Source organism: Variovorax sp. AB1(2024) (assembly GCF_037482385.2).
GTDB lineage: Bacteria > Pseudomonadota > Gammaproteobacteria > Burkholderiales > Burkholderiaceae_C > Variovorax.
Genome location: NZ_JBBHKP020000001.1, coordinates 259,504 through 277,997, shown reverse-complemented (window position 1 = coordinate 277,997; position 18,494 = coordinate 259,504). Strand labels below are relative to the sequence as shown.

The 18,494-nt window shown below is 68.0% G+C and carries 14 protein-coding genes; 8 read left to right on the top strand and 6 right to left on the bottom strand.

Annotated elements, in window-relative coordinates:
* Positions 1-67: 67 nt before the first annotated feature.
* Together WIX39_RS01285 and WIX39_RS01280 are read right to left on the bottom strand one after the other, a co-directional pair.
* Positions 68-310 (bottom strand): hypothetical protein, encoded by a 243-nt coding sequence (locus tag WIX39_RS01285; protein ID WP_106936658.1) that lies wholly within the window; start codon positions 308-310, stop codon positions 68-70.
* Complete coding sequence (locus WIX39_RS01280) at positions 307-795, bottom strand: colicin D domain-containing protein (protein ID WP_409196305.1); 489 nt, start codon at positions 793-795, stop codon at positions 307-309. The genes WIX39_RS01285 and WIX39_RS01280 overlap by 4 nt, the downstream gene beginning before the upstream one ends.
* 413 nt (positions 796-1,208) lie before the next feature.
* Between WIX39_RS01280 and WIX39_RS01275 the strand changes: the two genes are divergently transcribed.
* The gene (locus WIX39_RS01275; protein ID WP_285414400.1) at positions 1,209-1,334 is read left to right on the top strand and encodes a hypothetical protein; all 126 of its coding nucleotides are present in this window, start codon (positions 1,209-1,211) and stop codon (positions 1,332-1,334) included.
* A gap of 28 nt (positions 1,335-1,362) precedes the next feature.
* On the opposite strand, the gene WIX39_RS01270 is transcribed toward WIX39_RS01275, so the two are convergent.
* From WIX39_RS01270 to WIX39_RS01260, 3 genes are all read right to left on the bottom strand, one after another.
* The gene (locus tag WIX39_RS01270) at positions 1,363-4,584 is read right to left on the bottom strand and encodes a bifunctional cytochrome P450/NADPH--P450 reductase (protein ID WP_409194368.1); all 3,222 of its coding nucleotides are present in this window, start codon (positions 4,582-4,584) and stop codon (positions 1,363-1,365) included.
* 422 nt (positions 4,585-5,006) lie between these two features.
* The gene (locus WIX39_RS01265) at positions 5,007-6,269 is read right to left on the bottom strand and encodes a branched-chain amino acid ABC transporter substrate-binding protein (RefSeq protein ID WP_409194367.1); all 1,263 of its coding nucleotides are present in this window, start codon (positions 6,267-6,269) and stop codon (positions 5,007-5,009) included.
* A 25-nt stretch (positions 6,270-6,294) separates the two neighbouring features.
* Positions 6,295-6,987, bottom strand: coding sequence for a TetR/AcrR family transcriptional regulator (locus WIX39_RS01260; protein WP_081269811.1), 693 nt, complete (start codon positions 6,985-6,987; stop codon positions 6,295-6,297).
* An 85-nt stretch (positions 6,988-7,072) separates the two neighbouring features.
* Between WIX39_RS01260 and WIX39_RS01255 the strand changes: the two genes are divergently transcribed.
* From WIX39_RS01255 to WIX39_RS01240, 4 genes are all read left to right on the top strand, one after another.
* Positions 7,073-8,686, top strand: coding sequence for an AMP-binding protein (locus WIX39_RS01255; RefSeq protein ID WP_409194366.1), 1,614 nt, complete (start codon positions 7,073-7,075; stop codon positions 8,684-8,686).
* Between the two features lie 13 nt (positions 8,687-8,699).
* Positions 8,700-11,993, top strand: a complete 3,294-nt coding sequence (locus tag WIX39_RS01250; RefSeq protein WP_409196304.1) for a carboxyl transferase domain-containing protein — start codon at positions 8,700-8,702, stop codon at positions 11,991-11,993.
* Between the two features lie 122 nt (positions 11,994-12,115).
* Positions 12,116-13,381 (top strand): SGNH/GDSL hydrolase family protein, encoded by a 1,266-nt coding sequence (locus tag WIX39_RS01245; RefSeq protein WP_234382291.1) that lies wholly within the window; start codon positions 12,116-12,118, stop codon positions 13,379-13,381.
* A gap of 125 nt (positions 13,382-13,506) precedes the next feature.
* Positions 13,507-13,881, top strand: coding sequence for a YXWGXW repeat-containing protein (locus WIX39_RS01240; protein WP_081269814.1), 375 nt, complete (start codon positions 13,507-13,509; stop codon positions 13,879-13,881).
* Between the two features lies 1 nt (position 13,882).
* Here the strand turns inward: WIX39_RS01240 and purU are convergent, their stop codons facing one another.
* On the bottom strand, positions 13,883-14,749 hold the full coding sequence (gene purU, locus WIX39_RS01235) for a formyltetrahydrofolate deformylase (protein ID WP_081269815.1): 867 nt from the start codon (positions 14,747-14,749) through the stop codon (positions 13,883-13,885).
* 70 nt (positions 14,750-14,819) lie between these two features.
* Between purU and WIX39_RS01230 the strand changes: the two genes are divergently transcribed.
* The 3 genes from WIX39_RS01230 to WIX39_RS01220 all read left to right on the top strand — a co-directional run bounded on the left by WIX39_RS01230 (position 14,820) and on the right by WIX39_RS01220 (position 18,424).
* The gene (locus WIX39_RS01230; RefSeq protein ID WP_081269816.1) at positions 14,820-16,154 is read left to right on the top strand and encodes an aminotransferase class III-fold pyridoxal phosphate-dependent enzyme; all 1,335 of its coding nucleotides are present in this window, start codon (positions 14,820-14,822) and stop codon (positions 16,152-16,154) included.
* A gap of 276 nt (positions 16,155-16,430) precedes the next feature.
* On the top strand, positions 16,431-17,012 hold the full coding sequence (locus WIX39_RS01225) for a hypothetical protein (protein WP_234382294.1): 582 nt from the start codon (positions 16,431-16,433) through the stop codon (positions 17,010-17,012).
* A gap of 17 nt (positions 17,013-17,029) precedes the next feature.
* Positions 17,030-18,424: a CsgG/HfaB family protein gene (locus WIX39_RS01220; RefSeq protein ID WP_106936665.1), complete on the top strand. Its 1,395-nt coding sequence runs from the start codon at positions 17,030-17,032 to the stop codon at positions 18,422-18,424.
* Positions 18,425-18,494: the final 70 nt, after the last annotated feature.

Below are 18,494 nucleotides of genomic sequence, written 5' to 3'. Positions count from 1 at the left end.
TCTTCAAAATCCATCCGGTCCGAACTGTGCCGCTGCCACTCGGCCCAGCGCGGCCGATGTCCGGGCTCTAAAGGTCTAGCTCGGCTCGGAGCTTGCTCCTGATACTTTCCATCATCGACTTGTAGTCCGGGTCCAAGATGAAGTCGATCTCCGACTCGGCTGCAGATTCGATCTCCCTCAGGACGTGCTCCTCTTCCGGGGCGAGCCCGAACCGGGCAATCTTGGTGCAGATCTCCATCAGGATGGCCATCTTGGCTTGCGACAGGGTGATGTTCACTTCCTTGTCGAAATCGTACTTGTCGTTCGTCACAGGCTGCCTCTTGTTTGGACGTTGGTGATCTGGGCCGGATTGAGCCGCCATCCGGAAAGAAAGTTGTGCGAAGTATCTGTCATGACGTTCAAGCCCGTGGAGGGGTTGAGATAGTGGATGACAGGATCGCCACGATACGTTCCGCCGATCATCTGCGTGCCCGCACCCTGCACGTGTGCATCGAGGGCCGACTGATAGTTTGCGGCAGCATTCCTGCTCCAAGGATCGTTCACGCCGAAGTCTCTGGCATGTTTGTATTTGGCTTGTAGCTGCTTCTTGTCGTATTGAACCGTGGGCCGGGGCGGCGGTGCCGGGGGTGGAAGGCGTCGAACAACAGTGCCCTGCGCAGGGGGCTCTGGTGGTGGACTCTGCGTCGAAAACTTTCCTCCGACGGGCCGGCCGACTGGTTCGAGAGGAGCGCCGCGAGCGCTTTCCCCGGGTCTTGTCAGAGGCTCGGAACCACGCTTTCCGCCCCCAAGCCCCACGTGTGCAGCGGCCGCATCGAATGCGGCCGCGCCGACCTGATTGGCCGCTGCCACCTGCTCCTCGCTTCCTCCGAGAACACGTGTTGCTGCACCGGGCGCACCGAAGATCGGCCCCAGCAGGGCAATGCCCAGCGTATTGCCGAAGCGCAGGTTCTGCTCGCTCAGCCAGGCACTCTCGGCGCCGGACCTGCTGTTCTCCCAGCGCGGCCCCGGCGTATAGACGTCCTGCTTCCGTGGCTTGCGGCATCTCCGGCCTGCCTAAAACAATAGTGGCACCATGCACAGCCCGTCACCTGTCTATTCCCGCATAAAGCATGTCGGCTTCCTGGAGTCGATGCGCTCGATGCTCAAGCAGGTCGAGTCGTCACGCCGACCGGGGAGGGCATGGTGGAGACAGGGCTCGACCCACAGCGATGTATGAGCTGGCCATCGTCTCGGTCACCGAGGCGCTGGTTCGCATGTGCCGAGCCGCCATCGGTGTCAAGGCCGACGCCGGGCCGCACGGCCTCTCCGACAAGGTGATGGCGCTCGACGCCTGAGCGCCGCCGGGCCCTCGGGACTCCTTCTTCAGCTGCCCGCCCACACGTCCAGCACATAACGCTGGTCCGCAATCATCCTGTCCATCCACGCGGCGCTGTCGTGCCCATGCTCGCGCGCCAGGTCGCTCAGCGTGCGCCGCACGTCGGGCTCCATGCGCGAGCCGTCGCCGCACACATAGACCACGGCCCCTGCTTCGAGCAGTTTCCACACATGGGCTGACTGCTCGCGGATCAGGTCCTGCACGTAGACCTTGCGCTCGCCCGCGCGCGAGAACGCGGTGTGCAGCTTCATCACGCCGCGGTGCGCCCAGGCCTGGAGTTCGTCGGCGTAGATGAAGTCCTGCTCCGGATGGCGGCAGCCGAAGAACAGCAGCGCCTCGCCGAGCGCGTTGCCGGCTTCTATCTGCGCCGCGCGCTCCTGCAGGAAGCCGCGGAACGGCGCGAGGCCGGTGCCGGGGCCGATCATGATGAGCGGGCGGCTCGCATCTTCCGGCAGCCTGAAGCCCTCGGCGGTGGTCTCGCGCACCACGCCGTGCACCGTGTCGCCGGCCTCGGCGCGCGCCAGGAAGTTGGAGCACACGCCCTCGAAGGTGCCGATGCCCGACTTGGCCGGGCCGCTCACCACGCCCACCGTCACGCTGCACCTGCCCGGCGTCATCGTCGGCGACGAGGAGATCGAGTAGTAGCGCGGCGACAGCGGCGACAGCATTTCGAGGAACACCGCGAACGGCACCTGGCAGGCGCGGTGCTCTTCCAGCAGGTCGAGCAGCGACTTGCGCTTGTGGAGCACGTCGGCCTTGTATGCGGCCTGCGAAGCCTCGTCGCTGCCCGAGAGGGCCACCAGCTTGGGCTTGGTGAACGGGCACTCGGTGTAGGCCGCGAGCGTGGCGATCTGCTTTCGCGTGGCCACGTCCTGCAGCTCGACGTAGTCGCCCAGCAGGCGGTCGACCGCAATCACCTGCTCCACCGGCAGCGCTGCCTTGCGGCCCGCGACGGCATGCAGGCGCACATGCGCAGTGCGGTCGAAGCCGAAGCGCGCCATGGCACGCTCGACCTGCGCCGGGCTGTTGCGCGGCACCACGCTCAGGTGGTCGCCGGCGCGGTAGACCAGGCCCTCGGGCAGCATCAGCTCGACGTGGCGGGTGGAGCGGCCGGCTTCTCCATTGCCGCCTTTCTGCAGCTCGCGGTTCTCGATGACCCGCAGCGCCACCGCGCCCAGCGCATCGACGATGGCGTTCTTCTGCGGCGGCGGCAGCTCTTCCAGCGTGTAGAGCGGCTCGCTCTGCGCGGGCGTGTCGGCGCCGGTCTTGATGTCGAAGGCCTTCACCAGTTCGGGCCAGAGCGCGTCGCTCCAGTCCTGGAAGGCGCCGTCCATGTCTTCGCGCGCATCGCCCTCGCCGCGCGGATGCACCCGCGTGGCGCCCAGTGCCTCGAGCCGTTCGTCGATGCGGCGCGGCACGGCCTGGTAGGTGGCGGCCCAGTCGGTGTTGCCGCAGCCGAACACGCTGAAGCGCACGCCGTTGAGCGCGTCGTCGGCCTTGTCGAGCCAGCGGTGGAACTCGGCCGCGTTGTCGGGCGCCACGCCGTTGTAGGAAGCGCAGACGATCGCCACCGCGCCGTTGGCCGGCAGCCGCTCTGCATAGTCGTCGAGCGAGGCCAGCTGCGTGGAGAAGCCGCGCATCTCGCCCGCTTCGGCGAGCTGGCGCGCCAGGTCTTCGGCGGTGCCGAGGTTGGAGCCCTGCAGCACCAGCAGCGAGGTGCCGTGGCGCGCGGCCTGCGGCTTGCGCGCCGCGGCGGCCTGAACGGGCTGCACCGGCGCGGCCGCCGCGTCGGTCATGTTGCCGCGCGGGCGCGTGGCCGGGTCGCGCAACAGCGCCTTGATCCTGAAGCCCTCGGGCTTGATGGTGAGCGCTTCCTTGATCTTCAGCTTGTAGCCCGTGTGGTCCACCAGGTTGAAGCGCTGCAGGATCATGCCCAGCGTGAGCACCGCCTCCTGCAGTGCGAACTGCCGCCCGATGCAGGCGCGCTGCCCGTTGCCGAAAGGCTTGAAGGCGTTCACCGGCCGCTCGCGCTCGGCCTCGCGGCTGAAGTTGTCGGGGTCGAACCGGTCGGCGTTCTCGCCCCAGATGCCTTTGTCACGATGCAGCGCCAGCGCATGCATGATGACCATGTTGTTCTTCTTGATGGTGTACTGGCCGCCGATCTTCGTGTCTTCCTTGGCGCGCATCGAGATGGCCGGCGCGGTCGGGAACAGGCGCAGCGATTCCTTCAGCACCTGCATCACGTACTGCAGGCGGTTGACCTGCGCATAGGTGGGCTTCTGTGTGGTGTCGGGGCCGAACACGTTGTCGACCTCGGCCTGCGCCTTGGCCATGGCCTCGGGGTTGTTCAGCAGGAAGTAGATGGCGAACGAGAGCAGGCCGCTGGTGGTTTCATGCCCCGCGATGAGGAATTCGATGCACTCGTCGCGGATCATCTTGTCGGTGAGCTGCTCGCCGCTCTTCTTGTCCACGCCCGCGATCATGTAGCTCAGCAGGTCGGGCTTGGTGGCGATGTCGGCGCCGCTCGCGCGCCGCTCCTCGATGATGTCTTCCACCATCTTGTGCATGTAGCGGATGTCCTTGCGCTGCTGCGCAAGCTCCTTCTTCAGCATCAGCTCTTCGAGCGGCAGTCCGCGGCGGTTCTGCACCGTCTCCAGCGTGCGTACCATCGCGTCGACGAAGGGATGGAAGCCTTCGCGGTAGAAGGAGTTGAAGCGATAGCCGAAGCCGCACAGGCCGATGGTGTCGAGCGTGAGCGCGGTCATGTCGCGCACCACGTCCACCTCTTCGTCGAAGTTCAGGCGCTCCCACTTGGTGACCAGTTGCCCGGCGATGTCCAGCATCATCGGGTGGTAGGCCTGCATCGCGCGCTGGCTGAAGTTGGCCAGCAAAATGTTGTGCGGCTTCGACCAGGTCTCTTCGTGCGTGTCCGATGTGAAGAGGCCATGCGACGCGGCGCGCAACCGGCGCAAGGCACCGCGTGTGCTCTTGTCGAAGCGGGCTTCCTCGCACAGCTCGTCGACCAGCGCGGGCGAAGACACCACGATCACCGGCATGCCCGGCATGTCGAGCCAGTAGATGCCACCGAGGTCTTGCGCGATCTTCCACATGTCGAGCACGGGAGAATCGGAGCCGATCGACAGCAGGTTCCCGACGAAGGGCTTCTTCGCCGGATGCGGGATCGGGTGGAGCGAGTTTTTGCCTGCCATCGTTGTTGTGCCTTCGGGTTGGACCCGCTTCGGATGTCCGGGGTGTAACAACCGGAGTATCCCGACGGCACGGGGGCAGGGAGGACGGGGTTTCCCTTAGCTTCCGGGTTCGTTTCTCGGGTTCATTCAGGGCGCGTTCAGGGCGTTCAGGGTGCGCTCACGCCGGCGGGGTACCTTGCTCCGCGAATGTCCCCCGGCCTGCGGCCTCCTCCTTTATTTCGCTGCGCAAGGCACCCCGCCGGCGTGAGCGTTCGGAGCACTGGTTGATCAGCCAGCACAACGGCAGCGCTCGTTGTGCACAGGACACCGGGTGCTCCCCGCAGCGAAATAAAGGAGGAGGGGCGCAGCCCCGGGGGACATTCGCGGAGGGGAGTACCCGGTGGCCTGCGCACACGCCCTGAACCTGAAGCCACTGGGAAGAATCAGGGCCGAACCATCTTGCACTCAGTACCCTGAGCCAGCTCGTTCCCGGTATAGACCGCGTCAGTTCGGAATCCGTAGTTGGTGCCCTCCCAGCCCACCTTCACGGTCTTGCCGTCCACCGGCGCAATGGTGTTCACCACCTGCGGCAGCAGCAACTGATGGTCTTCGCCGCGCATGCGCACCGGTCCCACCACCGAATCGAAAGTCAGGTCTTCGAGTGCATGCGCCAACTTCACCGTGTCCGTGGAGCCTGCCTTGTTGATGGCCGCGGCCAGCAGGCGCGGCGTCATGTCGATGCGCGGCGCGAGGAAGTCCTTGCCCGTCTTCGACTTGTAGGCCCTGGCCAGCGCGTCCACCTTCGGCGTGTCGGCCTCGCCCGGATGCCATTCGGCCACCCACGTCAGCTGCCCCAGCTTCGCCTGCGACACCGCGGTCACCGTGCCCGGCACCGAACCCGCGCTGTGGTTGAAGTACCGCAGGTTGTAGCCCGCGTCGCCCGCGGCCTTCAGCAGCAGCGTCATGTCCTGGCCCCAGTTGCCGGTGATGACCGAGTCGGCCCCGCTCTGCTTCACGTTGGCGATGTACGGCGCGAAGTCCTTCACCCGGCCGATGGGGTGCAGCGTCTCGCCGACGAACTGGATGTCGGGCCGCGCCAAGCCCACCATCTGGCGGCCATAGCTGGCCCACTGCTTGCCGTGCGCATAGTCCTGGTTCAGCAGGTAGACCTTCTTCACATCGGGCGTCTTCTTGATGTAGTTGGCCAGCGCCTTCATCTTCATCGCCGTGTTCGCTTCGGTCTGGAAGTGCCAGAAGCTGCAGGCCTTGCCCGTCATCTCCGGGTCGATGGAGGAATGGTTCAGCACGATCAGCTCCTTGCCCGGGTTGCGCTGGTTCCAGCGCGCCACCGACTGCACCAGCGCCGTGACCACCGACGAGCCCGAGCCGCCCGTCACGATCGCCTTCGCACCCTGGTCGATGGCCGCCTGCAGCGCGCTCTGGCTTTCCTGCGCCGACAGCTTGCTGTCGAACTGCAGCAGCTGCAGCTTGGTGCCGCCGAGCACGCCGCCCTTGGCGTTGATGTCCTCGATGGCGTACTGCGTGTGCATCAGCATCAGCTCGCCGACGTTGGCGAAGGGGCCCGAGAGCGGGTCGATGTAGGCGATCTTGTAGGTCTGCTGTTGCTGCTGGGCATGCGCAGCGCCCGCAATGCAAAGCACAGAGGCAAGGGCGATCCGCGCCAATGGCGCACGGTTGAACTTCATGGTCTGTCTCCGGAGGTTGTTGTCGTCAGGTCTTCGTTCGCAGCCCGATCACGCGGCTGGCCAGCCTGGTGAGCTCGGCCACCACCTCGTCGGGCGACAGGCGTCCGCCCGGCCGGTACCAGCTGTACAGGAAGCCCGGCAGGCTGCAGGCCGCGAGCGCGGTGATCTTGGTCTCGGTGAAGTCGAGGTCGCCGTCGCGCCGCGCTTCTTCGAGCAGCGGGCACAGCAGGTCGTAGAAGTGATGCGCGAGCTTCTTCTGCGCGGCGAGGTATTCGGGCCGGTACACCTGCGGCTCGCGGTAGGCGAAGAAGGCGGCCGGGTGATGCGTGATGGTCGCGCGGATCAGCCGCTCGATGCCTTCGAGCACCTTCTCGCTGGCGCGTCGCGGGTCGGTGGCCGCGAAGTCGAGCGCGGTGAAGCAGTCGACCGCCGGGGCCCACGAGAGCGTCTCGAAGATCTCCTGCTTGTCGCGGAAGTAGTAGTAAACGAAAGGCTTGGTCACGCCCAGTGCGCGAACGATCTGCGCCATGGTCGTGTTGGCGTAGCCCTGCGCCGCGAACAGCTGCGCCGCCGCCTGCAGGATGCGCTCGCGCTGCAGGTCGGTGCCTTGCGTGGCGGCGCGCTGCCGGCCGGTGCCCTGCGGCAGGTGCGGCTGCGTGGTCGTTGTCTCGCTCTGGTCTCCAGAGGGTTTTTGCCGTGTCGCGGAAGTTATACCCATGGGTAGGATTGTTCGTGCACCATGCGGCATTGGCAAGCGCCCGCCCTGCATGGGCGGCTATCGATAACCCTGAGAAAGTGACGCCATGGAGACATTGCCCGACCGCCCCCAGCAGCCCCTGCACGAGTACCTGCGCACCCACGCGCGCGAGCGCGGCGCGAGCCCCGCGTGCATCTGGTACGGCCACGCCATGAGTTGGGCCGAGCTCGACCGCGCGAGCGATGCCTTCGCGGCGCGGCTGCAGGCCCTGGGCGTGAAAAAGGGCGAGCCGGTGGTGCTCTTCCTCAACAACTGCCCGCAGTACCTGGTGGCGCACTTCGGCATCCAGAAGATCGGCGCCATCGTCTGCCCGAGCGGCCCGCTCAACAAGGAGCACGAGCTGGCCTACCAGGTCAACGACCTGAAGGCGCGGGTGATCGTAGCGGCTGCGCCGCTGCTGCCGGTGGTGCGCAAGGTGCAGCCGGAGAGCGCACTCGCGCATGTGTTCGCCGTGCACTACGCCGACCTGCTGCCCGCGCAGCCCTCGCTCGGCCTGCCGGCCGAACTGGCCGCCGAGCACGACGCAGCGCGCACCGTGCCCGAGGGCTGCGAAGACTTCCTCGCCGTGATGAAGGCCGACGCCAGGCCCCAGCCCGTGGCCATCGACATGGACGACGTGGCGCTCATGACCTACACCTCGGGCACCACGGGCCTGCCGAAGGGCGCGATGCTCACTTACGCCAACGCGCTCTTCAAGACGCGCGCGGCGGCCGACTGCAACGGCGTGGGGCCGGCCGACGTGCTTCTGTCCATCGCGCCGCTGTATCACATCGCCGGCATGCTGATGGGCGTGAACGTGCCGGTGCTCAGCGGCGCGGCCTCGGTGCTGCTGCACCGCTTCGACCCGCGCACCGTGCTGCAGGCCATCGCCGCGTACAAGGTGAGCTGGTGGTACAGCATCGCGCCGATGAACGTGGCCTGCATGCAGGTGCCGGACATCGCGGCCTTCGACCTGGGCAGCCTGAAGATGAACCCGGTAACCAGCTTCGGCATCACCTTCACCGAGCCGCTCGCGCAGCAGTGGCGCTCGCATGCGCCCAACTGCACCTCGTTCGAAGCCGCCTACGGCCTGAGCGAGACCCACACCTGCGACACCTACACGCCGCACCATGCGCCGCGCTGGGGCACGCAGGGCATCGCGGTGCCGGGCGTGACCATCTGCATCATCGACACCGAGACCCAGGCCGACATGCCCGTGGGCGAAGTCGGCGAGATCGTGCTGACCAGCAAGGGCTCGTTCAAGGGCTACTGGAACAAGCCCGAGGCCACCGCCGCCACGCTGCGCAACGGCTGGGTGCACACCGGCGACATGGGCAAGCTCGACGCCGACGGCTACCTCACCTTCATCGGCCGCTTCAAGGAAATGATCAAGGTCTCGGGCTACAGCGTGTTCCCGGAAGAGGTCGAGACCATCCTCATCAAGCATCCGGCGGTGGCGCAGGCGGCGGTCATCGCGCAGCCCGATGCGGAGAAGGGCGAGGTCGTGAAGGCCTTCATCGTGCGCAAGCCCGGCGCCGCGCTGGAGGCCGACGCGCTCGTGGCCTGGGCGCGCGACAACATGGCGAGCTACAAGGCGCCGCGCGCCGTGAGCTTCATCGACGCACTGCCGACCACCGGCGCCGGCAAGGTGCTGCGCCGGCTGCTCAAAGACAAAAGCTGAGAGGTTCCGTTTGCTGTTTTCCAAAGTTCTGATTGCCAACCGCGGCGAGATCGCCGTGCGGCTGGTGCGCGCGCTGCGCGACCTGGACATCGCCAGCGTGGCGGTGCATGCGCGCGACGACGCGGCGGCGCTGCACGCGCAACTGGCCGACGTGGCGGTGGCGCTCGATGCCACCGGGCCCGCCGCCTATCTCGATGTCGCGGCGCTGATCGCGGTGGCGAGGGCGCAGGGTTGCGATGCGGTGCATCCCGGCTACGGCTTCCTCAGCGAGCGCGCCGACTTCGCACAGGCCTGCGCGGACGCCGGCCTGGTCTTCATCGGCCCCACGCCGGAGCAGCTCGGCCTGTTCGGCGACAAGGCACGCGCGCGCGCGCTGGCCACGCAATGCGACGTGCCGGTGATGCCCGGCAGCGCCGGCGCCGTGACGCTCGCGCAGGCGCAGGCCTTCTTCGCCGAGCAGCATGCGCAGGGCGCGGGCGTGATGGTCAAGGCCATCAGCGGCGGCGGCGGCCGCGGCATGCGCGCGGTGCTCGACGCGCAGGAGCTGCCGCAGGCGCACGCGCGCTGCATGTCGGAGGCCAAGGCCGCCTTCGGCATCGAGGGCGTGTATGTGGAGCGGCTGATGCGCAACGCGCGGCACATCGAAGTGCAGGTGCTGGGCGACGGCAAGGATGTGGCCAGCCTGGGCGAGCGCGAATGCACGCTGCAGCGGCGCTTCCAGAAGCTGGTGGAAATCGCGCCCAGCCCTTCGCTGCCCGAAGCCTTGCGCGCGCAGGTCACGCAGGCCGCGTTGCGCATGGCCAGGACGGTGGGCTATCGCGGGCTCGGCACCTTCGAATTCCTGGTCGACGTGGAATCGCCGACGCTGCCCTTCGTCTTCATCGAGGCCAATCCGCGCCTGCAGGTCGAGCACACGGTGACGGAGGCGGTCACGGGGCTGGACCTCGTGCAACTGCAGATTTCGGTGGCAGCGGGCGAGCCGCTCGGCGCACTGGGCGTGGAGGCCGATCGCACGGCGGCGCAGCGCGGCTTTGCGGTGCAGTGGCGCATCAATGCGGAGACGCTCGATGCGCAGGGCAATGCGCGGCCTTCCGGCGGCACGCTGGCTCGCTTCGACCTGCCCGCGGGGCCGGGCGTGCGCGTCGACACGCACGGCTATGCGGGGCTCGCGCCTTCGCCGCACTACGACACGCTGCTCGCGAAGCTGATCGTGCATTCGCCGTCGCCGCGATTCGCGGATGCGCTGCGGCGCTCGCTGCGCGCGCTGGACGAATGCCACATCGAAGGCATCGCCACCAACCTGTCGCTGCTGCGTGCCATTGCCGCGCGGCCCGAGTTCGCGACGCAGGCGGTGCACACACGTTTCGTCGAGGCGCACCTGGGCGACCTGCTTGCCGCCTCGGCGTTGCTTGAGAAGAAGGCAAGGAAGACCGCTGCCGCGCCTGCAGCCGAAGCCGCCATCGCGGACGACGGCTCGGACGAACTCACGGTGAAGGCGCCGATGCCCGCGCGCCTCGTGCAGTTCGAAGTCGCCGTGGGCGACGTGCTGCCGGCCGGCGCGCAGCTCGGCGTGCTCGAAGCGATGAAGATGGAGCATCTGCTGCACGCGCCCGTGGCGGGCCGCGTGGTCGCGTTGCTGGCCGCGCCCGGCGACTACCTCGTCGAAAGCCAGTCGCTGGTGCAACTCGAAGCCGTCGATGCGCAGGCCGTGGAAGCCGAAGCGCGCGCCGAGCACGACCTCGATGCCATCCGCCCCGACCTGCAGAAGGTCATCGACCGCCACGCGCCCACGCTGGACGTCAACCGCCAGGCCGCCGTCGGCAAGCGCCATGCGCAGGGCGGCCGCACCGCGCGCGAGAACATCGCGGACCTGTGCGACACCGCATCAGACCCCGGCAACTTCATCGAGTACGGTGCGCTCGCCATCGCCGCGCAGACGCGCCGCCGCACGCTGGAAGACCTGATCGCCAACACGCCGGCCGACGGCATGGTCACCGGCCTGGGCAGCGTCAACGCCAAGCAGTTCGGCCCCGAGGCATCGCGCTGCGCCGTGCTGGCCTACGACTACACCGTGCTGGCCGGCACGCAGGGCATGCGCAATCACCACAAGACCGACCGGCTGTTGGCGGTGGCGCACCAGCTGAAGCTGCCGGTCGTGCTGTTCGCCGAAGGCGGCGGCGGGCGGCCGGGCGACACCGACATGCCGATCGTGGCGGGCCTGAACAACCACACCTTCAGCCAGTTCGCGGCGCTGTCGGGCAAGGTGCCGGTGGTCGGCATCGTGCATGGCCGCTGCTTCGCGGGCAACGCGGCGCTGCTGGGCTGTGCCGACGTGATCATCGCCACCAGGGGCAGCAACATCGGCATGAGCGGCCCCGCCATGATCGAAGGCGGCGGTCTCGGCACCTTCGCGCCCGAGCAGATCGGGCCGAGCAGCGTGCAGTCGCGCAATGGCGTGATCGACATCCTGGTGGACGACGAGGCGGCGGCCGTGGCGGCGGCGAAGCAATATCTCTCGTACTTCCAGGGCCCGACCTCCGACTGGCAGTGCGCCGACCCGCGCACGCTGCGCCACGTGGTGCCCGAGAACCGCCTTCGCGTGTACGACGTGCGCGCCGCCATGCGCGGCGTGGCCGACACCGGCTCGCTGCTCGAACTGCGCGCGGGTTTCGGCGCCGGTGTGGTCACCGCGCTGGCACGCATCGAGGGCAGGCCGGTGGGCCTGATGGCCAACAACCCGCATCACCTGGGCGGCGCGATCGACGTCGAGGCGGCCGACAAGTCCGCGCGCTTCATGCAGTTGTGCAATGCGCACGGGCTTCCGATTGTTTCGTTGTGCGACACGCCCGGCTTCATGGTCGGCCCCGAAATCGAGGCGCAGGCGCAGGTGCGGCACGTGTGCCGCATGTTCATGGTGGCCTCGCATCTGCGCGTGCCGTTCTTCGCGGTGGTACTGCGCAAGGGCTACGGCCTGGGCGCGCAGGCGATGACGGCGGGCGGCTTCGACGCGCCGGTCTTCACCGTGGCCTGGCCGACCGGCGAGTTCGGCGCAATGGGGCTGGAAGGCGCCGTGCGGCTGGGTTTCCGCAAGGAACTGGCCGCCGTGCCGGAAGGCGACGAGCGCGACGCGCTGTTCAAGAAGCTCGTGGCGCAGCAGTACGCCAACGGCGAGGCGATCCACATGGCGCAGACCCTGGAGATCGACGCGGTGATCGATCCGGCGGACACGCGCACCTGGCTGGTGCGCGGGCTGGATTCGGCCGCGGGGCGCCACGAGGCCGTCTCGCCCTACGTGGACACCTGGTAACCGCGCGCTAGACCTCGTAACGACCGGGGTAAAGGCGGCTCCGTAAACTGGGCGGCTTTGCGCGCATGGAATTGATTTCACGTTGGCGGGCCCGGTTCTGCGCGGGCGCCGCAACGCATTGGATGGTCGCATGGCTCCTTGCCGCGGTGGGTGCCGGCGTGTGGGCATTGCCATCCGCCGGCCAGCCGCCCCGGCAGCCCGCCGAGGCCCATTGGGTCGCGAGCTGGGCGGCGGCGCCCATGGAGTTCAGCGAGCTCATGGCGAACCCCACCACCGCACCGCTGGCAGGGCCCGGCAAGCACGTGTTTCGCGGCCAGACGCTGCGCCAGCTGGTGCAGCCCGCGCTCGACGGAAGCCGCGTGCGCGTGCGCTTCTCCAACCGCTTCGGCAAGGCGCCGCTGCGCATCGCCGCGGCGAGCGTGGGGCTGGTCACGGGCGGGAACGCGGTGTCTCCGGCCACGCTCGGCCCGCTGCGCTTCGGCGGCCGCGGCAGCCTCACCATCGCGCCGGGCGCGGACGCCTGGAGCGACGGCATCGACCTGAAGGCCGAGGCCGGCCAGACCCTGGCGGTGAGCACCTACCTCGACCAGCCGACGCCCTTCGCGACCATCCACCAGAACGGCCAGGGCACGAGCTGGGTCGTCCCTGGCAACGCCACCGGGACGGCCAAACTGCAAGGCGCGGCGCCGCTGGCGCTCAATCACATCGTGACCGGCCTCGACGTGATGACGAGCCAGCCGGCCCGCATCGTGGTGGCCTTCGGCGACTCCATCACGGCGGGCGGCAACGACGCCAGCGGCGGTTCCTACCCCGTCATGCTGGCCACGCGGCTGCGCGACAGCCCGCAGGTGCCGGCCGGGCTGTCGGTGATCAACATGGGCATCGGCGGCAACCGGCTGCTGCTCGACAGCTCGGGGCCCAGCGGCATGTCGCGCTTCGCGAAGGACGTGCTGGCGCAAAGCGGCGTGACGCACGTGATCGTGCTGATGGGCACCAACGACATCGGCCGCGCAGCCTTCGCCGGCGTGCCGGGGTTCCCGCACATCGCGTCAGAGGCGCCCACTGCCGAGCGCATCACCGAAGGCCTCGAGCAGCTCATCAAGCAGGCGCGCGCCAAGGGCGTGAAGCTGATGATCGGCACCGTGCCGCCGTTCCGGAACACGCCCTACTGGACGCAGGCGACCGAGGCCATGCGCGGCGCGGTCAACACCTGGATCCGCGGCCGGCAGGACGTGGACGGCGTGATCGATTTCGACGCCGTCCTGCGCGACCCCGCCGATCCGCTCGCGCTGAACCCGAAGTACGACAGCGGCGACCACCTGCACCCGAACAAGGCCGGGCATGCGGCGATGGCTTCTGCCGTCGACCTGAAGGAACTGATGGAGTGAATGTGCGCGATTGCCCCGGGAGAATCGCGAAACAGCTCTACATAAGACTTCGTGTCCCGCTTACAGGCGGTTCACATGAGCCCGGCAGCATGAAGGCTCTTCCAACTACTCATGAGGAGTCCTTCATGAAAAAAATCGCATTGGCTCTTTCCATCGGTACGGCTTCGCTTCTGTCCGTGGGCGCTCTGACCGTTCCCACCGCCGCGCAGGCGCAACCCGTGGTCACCGTCCAGGTGGCGCCGCCTCCGCCACGCTTCGAGCGCGTGCCGCCGCCGCGCCGCGGTTTCGTCTGGGCGCCGGGGCACTATGAATGGCGTGGCGGCCGCCATGTGTGGGTGCGCGGCAACTGGGTGCGCGCCCGTCCGGGCTATGCGTACCGTGCGCCTGAATGGCGCCAGGATGGCGGCCGCTGGGTGTACAACGCCGGCCGCTGGGACCGCGACGGCGACGGGGTGCCCAACCGCTACGACCGCCGGCCGAACAACCCCTACAGGAACTGACCTAGCGGAAGACGACGGTGCGGTGGCCGTTCAGCAGCACCCGGTGCTCGCTGTGCCACTTCACCGCGCGGGCCAGCACTTGGCTCTCGGTGTCGCGGCCGCGCGCCGTCAGGTCTTCCACGGTGTCGGTGTGGTCGGCGCGGGCCACGTCCTGCTCGATGATCGGGCCTTCGTCCAGGTCGGCCGTCACGTAGTGGGCGGTGGCGCCGATCAGCTTCACGCCGCGGTCGTGCGCCTGGTAGTAGGGCTTGGCGCCCTTGAAGCTGGGCAGGAACGAATGGTGGATGTTGATCGCGCGCCCGGCCAGGCTGCGGCACAGGTCGTTGCTCAGGATCTGCATGTAGCGCGCCAGCACCACCAGCTCGGCGCCCTCGGACTCGATGATTTCCAGCTGCTTCGCCTCGGCCTGGGCCTTGGTGGCGGCCGTCACCGGGATGTGGTGGAACGGCACGTTGTAGCTGGCGGCCAGCTGGTAGAAGTCGCGGTGGTTCGAGATGATGGCGCGCACGTCGATGGCGAGCAGGCCGCTCTTCCAGCGGAACAGCAGGTCGTTGAGGCAGTGGCCTTCCTTGCTGACCAGCAGCACGGTCTTCATCGGCTCGGCGGCGGCGTGCAGCTGCAGCGTCATGCCGAAGCCGGCGGCGAAGGTCTTCAGCTCTTCGCGCAGCGTGGCTTCGCTGTGGTCGCCGCAGGCGAAGCGCACGCGCATGAAGAACAGGCCGGTGCCGTGGTCGTTGTACTGGGCTGCCTCTTCGATGTTGGCGCCACGCTCGAGCAGAAAGCCCGAGACGGCGTGCACGATGCCTGTCCGGTCGGGGCAGGAGAGGTTCAGGATGTAGGCGGGCGAGGTAGGCGTAGAGGTCGTCATCTGGGTGGAATTGTCGCAGGGGTGCCAGAATCGCGATTTTCCCCGACCCCATAACCCGCAGGAGCGAGACATGGCCTTCCAGGACTTCAACATGGACAACCAGTGGTTGCCCTTCACCCCCAACCGTCATTTCCGCAAGGATCCGCGCGTTTTCGTGGCGGCCGACGGCATGGAATTCACCACCCATGACGGCAAGAAGGTGATCGACGGCATCTCGTCGCTGTGGTGCGTGGGCGCGGGCCACAACAGGAAGCCGATCAACGAGGCGATCAAGAAGCAGCTCGACACGCTCGACTACGCCACCGCCTTCCAGGTCAGCAACGACAGGGCCTTCAAGGCGGCCGAGATGATCGCCTCGCTGGCGCCCGGCGACCTCAACAAGGTGCTGTTCTGCAACTCGGGCTCCGAAGCCGCCGACACCTCCATGAAGGTGGCGCTGGCCTACCACCGCGCGCGCGGCGAAGGCCACCGCAACGTGTTCATCGGCCGCGAGAAGGGCTACCACGGCGTGGGCTTCGGCGGCATGTCGGTGGGCGGCATCCCGGGCAACCGCAAGGTGTTCGGCTCGGCCTTCCTGCCGCGCGTGGACCACATGCGCTTCATCCATGATCCGGTGAACCATGCCTACATCCACAACGAGGAGCCGGTGTGGGCCGAAGACCCGCTGGTCGAGCTCGAGACCCGCATCCTGCCGCTGCACGACCCGAGCAACGTGGCCGCGATCATCGTGGAGCCCGTGGCAGGTTCGGCCGGCTGGTACCTGCCGCCCAAGGGCTACCTCCAGCGCCTGCGCGAGATCTGCGACAAGCACGGCATCCTGCTGATCTTCGACGAGGTCATCACCGGCTTCGGCCGCATGGGCACCAACTTCGCGTCCGACTATTTCGGCGTGGTGCCCGACATGCTGAACTTCGCCAAGTGCGTGACCAACGGCGTCATCCCGCTGGGCGGCGTGATCTGCCGCGACAAGCTCTACGACGCGATGATGAAGACCGACGCACCCGAGCATGTGGTCGAGTTCTTCCACGGCTACACCTATTCGGGCCATCCGGTGGCCTGCGCCGCGGCCATCGCCACGCTCGACCTGTTCAAGCAGGAGAACCTGTTCGCGCGCGCAGGCGAAATGGGCAAGGTGCTGGGCGATGCCTTCCACAGCACATTCAAGGGCCTGCCGAACGTCATCAGCATCCGCAGCCTCGGCCTGGCCGCGGCGGTGGAGCTGGCGCCCATCGCGGGCACGCCGGGCAAGCGCGCCTATGAAATCTTCCTGGACTGCTTCCACAAGGGCGCGCTGGTGCGCCCCGCCGGCGACGTGCTGGTGATCGCGCCGCCGTACATCGTGGAGAAGTCGCACATCGACACGCTCGTGAACACGCTCGCGGACTCGATCAAGGCTCACGCCTGAGGTCTGCCCGCACACGCCGCCGCGGCACCGCGGCGGCGTGACCTCCTCGCTGGCCACCCGTCCTCTTCCTTCGCGGCAACACCCGCGATGCACACGAAGAACCCACGGATAACGGTGGCCGGCAGCACCGGCGAAGGCATGGGTTTGTTCCCGCCACTTCTACCGGTTCTCGGGATACCGGCTGTTTCCTGCCGTCCCTAGCATCCCTCCTCGCAGAACGCCGACCGCGAATCCAATGACGGATTCAAGGCGTGCGAATTCCAGAGAGGAGCAGTCATGCAGCGCGTCTTTTTCCATGCCGGCCTCGTCGAAGCCGGCTGTCGCCGCCGTCGGGTCCCGAGGCTGATCGCACTGGCGTTCGCGGCCTGCGGCTGCGCGTCTTCTTCCATGGCGCTGGCCAACAACGTCGGCGAGAACGCCGCGTGGCAATTCCAGTCGAGCGCCGACAAGGTCAACCAGGCCGCGGTGCAGGACATGATCCGCAAGCAGAAGAGCGGCTACTACGCCGCTCCGGTCTACAACACGACCATCGGCCGGCAATACAACTGCAACGTCTCGGCCACCTCGACCGGCAACGACGGCAACAACAGCACGGTCGCGAATTCGCCGTCGAACGCGGGCGCGAATTCGAGTGCCTCGGGCAACGACAGCCGCACCGGCGTGGGCACGCTCGGCGGCGCGACGGTGGGCACCTCGCAGGCCAACAGCGGCGCGGTGGGCTCGGCCGTCGTCGGCGGCACCAGCACGCAAGTGCAGGGCGCGGCCAACCAGGCGCTGAACTCGGCACAGGGCAACGCCGGCGCGCAGACCGCCAGCGTGGGCGGCAGCTCGGCATGCGCGTTCGGGGTGCTCAATTGAAAACCGGGGCACGCGACATGCACACCACCAGAACATTCGCACTCGCCGCGGTCGCGGCCGTGGCGCTCGCCGGTTGCGTCTCTGCACCGCAGCAGCGCTTTGCGCCCAACGAGGCGCCCGTGGTGCTCGGCCCCGCCGTGCGCGACAACGTCACGCCGATGGAGGCCGTGCTCGCCTGCTACGCCGACCACATCGCGGCCACGCGCCGCCCGCCCATCGTGGTGGGCGTGGGCGACGTGAAGGACTACACCGGCAAGTACAGCATCAACGAAGGCAACGCCATCACGCAGGGCGGCGCGCTGATGGTGTATTCGGCGCTCGGCAAGCTCGGCGGCGCCGTGAGCATCGCGGAGCGCTTCGACCCGGTGATCGCCGAGCGCGAGCTCGCGTACGCGGACCGCCGCCAGCTCGGCGACGGCCGCACGCATCAGCTCGGCGGACCCAACGGCGGGCAGACCGTGCCGTGGATGCCGTACTTCGGCGGCACCATCAACAAGTCCGACTACTTCATCGTCGGCGGCATCACCGAGCTCAACTACAACATCAACTCGGGCGGTGCCGAGTTCGCGGTGAACCAGGTGGGCGTGAAAGCGCGCACCTTCAGCCAGTCGGTGAGCGTGGACCTGCGCATCGTCGACACCAAGTCGCTGATGGTGGTGCGCACGGTGAGCCTCACCAAGCAGTTCAACGGCTACGAGGTGGGCCTGAACGTGTTCCGCTTCTTCGGCAGCAAGCTGTACGACGTGGACATTGGCGCCAAGGGCCAGGAGCCGGTGCAGATGGGCGTGCGCGCCGCGCTCGAAGAAGGCGTGGTGCGGCTCATGGCGGCCGTCACGCAGGTCGACCACCGGCCCTGCATGACGATGCGCCCGGGCGGCGGCGAAGCCATCCCGCTCACGCCCGCCGCAGATCTGCGCAAGGTCGACAACCCGGGCGATGCCACGGTGGGCGGCGCGGCCGTCGCTTCGCCGGTGGTGCAGGGCGGCGTGGCCGTCAACGCGGGCGGCCCTGGCGGCGCCCGCCTCACCGGCACGGCCACGCAGGTGGCGTTCGACTTCGGCGCGACCACGCTCGGCGGCAGCTCGCTCGCGCTCATCGACCAGATCGCGGGCCTGGCCAAGAAGGGCGCGACCGACATCGTGCTGGTGGCGCGCGACACCGAGAACTGGGACGCCCGCAAGCGCGACGAACTGACCGACCAGCGCATTGCCGCCGTCACTTCGGCGCTGGCCAACCGCGGCGTGGCGCCGGGCGCCATCAGCGTCACCTGGCGGCCCGATGCGGCCGACACCTCGATCCACCGCGACGGCCCGGGGCTGCAGGAGATCGCCAAGCTGCGCATCGGCAGCGTGGCGGTCGGCAGCGCGGCGCCGCGCGCTTCCGCCGACGACGGCGCCACGAAGGGCGACTGAAGACCACTTCATCCAGAGCGACCGACCGCGCCTTGCAGCGCACAGCCTCCCATCCGTTTTTTTCAGCCGA